3 protein-coding genes are annotated in these 2,265 nt (G+C 46.3%); all 3 read right to left on the bottom strand.

Annotated features, from left to right (window positions below):
* On the bottom strand, positions 1-171 hold a 171-nt coding region (locus H6S82_RS29900), incomplete at its 3' end, for a DUF5615 family PIN-like protein (protein ID WP_191057227.1).
* A 6-nt stretch (positions 172-177) separates the two neighbouring features.
* The gene (locus H6S82_RS29895; protein ID WP_190465233.1) at positions 178-408 is read right to left on the bottom strand and encodes a DUF433 domain-containing protein; all 231 of its coding nucleotides are present in this window, start codon (positions 406-408) and stop codon (positions 178-180) included.
* 117 nt (positions 409-525) lie between these two features.
* Positions 526-2,265: cobaltochelatase subunit CobN (locus H6S82_RS29890; RefSeq protein WP_242057163.1), on the bottom strand; the 1,740-nt coding region annotated here is incomplete at its 5' end.

The raw sequence follows: 2,265 nt of genomic DNA, 5'->3' as shown, positions 1-2,265 counted from the left end.
ATCTAAATCTAGCGTAATAAAAAAACGTCCTTCCGCACAAACTTGTTGCCATACAATCTCATCATCTGCACCCGAGAGTCCTTCATCAGTAACCCTGTCGCAATCATAACCCGCCTGTCGCAGGAACTCGGCGTGAGAGTTACTCATATTCTCATCTAATTTAACAAGCATTCTTATCTATCTAAGTGGTAGTAATTCTTCTTCTCTCGCCAGTGCAGCAGCATAGGAAATAGCCGCTTTTACATTTTCCAAAGTAAGTGGTGTATATTCAGCTACGATCTCTTCCGCTGTTAGTCCCTCTGCTAGATTATCAAGAATAACTGAAACCATGATGCGCGTTCCTTTGATGCAAGGTTTCCCGTGACAAACCTTGGGGTCGATGCTGATACTTTCTTGCCAATTGTTCATTTTACTTGCCATAAATTTTGTTACTACTATATCCTAACTTGTGGCCTAAGCGCGATCGCACTTCCTCCACTCCCTCTCCATTCTGCACCAAAACTTTCAGCAACCTTTATTCTAGTTTTAGAATTGCATAAAGGAGGTAGATTCAATTACACCTTCAGCTTGGTGAACGAGCGATCGCAATTTATCTACCATCTCTGGCTCAACATCTTGCCACAACCCGCGCTGATGTGCTTCTAACAATCTTTCTGCCATATCTCGCAACGCCCAAGGATTTTTTTCTTGGATAAATGCCTGCACAGATGGCTCAAATAAATACGCCTCTGCCACTCCTCGATACATAAAATCTTCCACACAGTTAGCTGTAGCATCGTAGGCAAATAAATAATCCACCGTCGCGGACATTTCAAACGCGCCTTTGTAACCGTGGCGCATCACTCCCGCTATCCACTTGGGATTGACTACGCGAGAACGATATACTCGCGCAATTTCCGATCGCAGCTGTCTGACTTTGGGATTTTCAGGCAGAGAATTATCGCCAAAATAAGTTTGGGGATTTTTTCCAGTTAAGGCGCGAACTGCTGCTGTTAACCCACCCTGAAATTGATAGTAATCATCGGAATCGAGCAAATCGTGTTCGCGGTTATCTTGATTGTGCAGAACTATTTGCATCTGCCGCAGACGCTGTTCAAATGCTTCTGGTGCTGCAATACCGAATTTGAGATTTTGGATTTGGGATTTGGGATTTTCCTGTGCTTCTGTTTCCCTATGACTGGATGTGTAAGCATAGCTACTCCAATTAATATAAGCACGCGCTAAATCTTGCTCATCCTTCCAGTTTTGCGCTTCAATTAAACCTTGCAGACCGGCACCGTAGGCACCCGGCTTAGAACCAAAAATGCGATAGTGCGATCGCATTTCTGCCTGTTCTTCACTCAACCCCGCAGCAACCCAGAATTGCCTTTCTTGCTTCACTTGCGCCGCCAAAGGATTGTCTTCCGACGGTTCGTTCAACGCCGCTACCGCCGCTACAGCGCGATCGAATAAATCGATTAAATTCGGAAAAGCATCCCGGAAAAAACCCGAAATTCGCAGCGTTACATCCACACGGGGACGCCCCAAAACCGCAACTGGCAAGATCTCAAAATCTACTACCCGCCGCGATGGGCCATCCCACACAGGTCGCACCCCCAGCAATGCCAACGCCTGCGCCACATCATCGCCGCCAGTCCGCATCGTCGCAGTTCCCCATACGGATAATCCTAATGTTTTAGGATACTCACCATTTGACTGCGTATATTGCTCAATCAAAGTTTCAGCCGCTTTTCGACCTACATTCCAGGCTGTTTCCGTCGGCAGGCTGCGAATATCAACCGAGTAAAAATTGCGACCAGTAGGCAACACTTCCGGGCGTCCCCGCGTGGGTGCGCCAGATGGGCCGCTAGGTACAAATCGACCGTCCAAACCGCGCAACAATTGGGTGATTTCTTGTTGAGTTTGTTGCAGTGCGGGTAGGAGGTAAGTGCTTATCCAATCTAATTCGCGCTTGGTTAATTTTCCGCTGTCATCCGATTTGGGATTTGGGATTTGGGATTTGGGATTGGCTTCGCAACGATCGGACAAAGCTTGAAATTCGTCAAAATTTATTGATGATTCATCTTGAAATGGAAGGATTGAAACCCCTTTTTTTCGGTCAATAGTCTGTTGTTTGTTATGGGTTGCGATTAGCTGTTCTACTAAATTAGCTGCGTATTCTTCCAATAACTCGATCGCATCCCCAGCAGTTTGATATTTGGTGGGGTCTTGATATTTGGTGGAGTCTTGATATCTTGTGGGGTGGGCATCTTGACCGCCTTGATT

Source organism: Planktothrix sp. FACHB-1355 (assembly GCF_014748295.1).
Lineage (GTDB): Bacteria > Cyanobacteriota > Cyanobacteriia > Cyanobacteriales > Aerosakkonemataceae > Aerosakkonema > Aerosakkonema funiforme_A.
The sequence above is the reverse complement of the archived record's forward strand: the minus strand, read 5'-3'. Positions and strand labels throughout refer to the sequence as shown.